Here is a 760-nt window from a genome sequence, read left to right as displayed (position 1 = left end):
CTAAAAGGTGTTCCTAAAAATGGGGGTCATACAAGAAGAATAGAAAAAGATAAGATTCAAGACGATAGAGATATCGTCTTTTTATTAATCAAAATGAGGGGAGTTAGAATATGAGAGTTAATGGTTTTTATAACAGCCCGGTAACCATCCTCTAAATTAACACAGCTCAACTGTAGAATTTTCTTTTACTACTATTTTTTAGTTAGGCGTCTTATGATGAGTAACGTAAGAGAAATGAGCAAGTTATCGCCTTGTTAAAGCGAGCTGAGGTCGGTGAACCCATCGATGCTCTATGCTTAGAAATCCAATAATTGCCAATGTATTTTTTAGGCTTGATATTATTGAAAAGTTTGGAACAGGAATCTTAAGAATTAAAAAGGCCTATTCTGATATACAGAATCAACCTTTCTTTGATGTGAGTGAAAATACTGTTGTGACCATTTTGCCAACAGTAAATAAAACAAATAATTTCACAATGGATGAAGAAAAGGTATTTGATAAGCTGGCAAATGGGTTCGTACTCTCAAGTAGCGAAATTTCTGAGTTGACTGGTTTTGGAAAAGATAAAGTTTTGAGTCTGCTTAAAGGGCTAATCGAAAAGGGACATGTTGAAAAAATTGGTTCAGGAAGAGGAACTAAATATAAATTGTACTAATTTCTTCCTGATCTGACAGTTACTCGTTTTTAATGGATGTCTGTTAGATTAGATTAGGTTCAGATTCTTTTCTGAGCCTGTAAATAATTTTGTGTAACTTCCTTT

Annotated in this window: 1 protein-coding gene; it reads left to right on the top strand. The window is 33.6% G+C overall.

The annotated features are described in order from the left end of the window. Window positions 1-292 precede the first annotated feature (292 nt). Window positions 293-655, top strand: a complete 363-nt coding sequence (locus HMPREF3144_RS05095; RefSeq protein ID WP_052043740.1) for an ATP-binding protein — start codon at window positions 293-295, stop codon at window positions 653-655. The last annotated feature ends 105 nt before the right edge of the window (window positions 656-760 follow it).

It is taken from the genome of Oligella sp. HMSC05A10 (assembly GCF_001808335.1).
GTDB classification, from domain to species: domain Bacteria; phylum Pseudomonadota; class Gammaproteobacteria; order Burkholderiales; family Burkholderiaceae_B; genus Oligella; species Oligella urethralis.
This window is presented reverse-complemented; position numbering and strand designations above follow the sequence as displayed.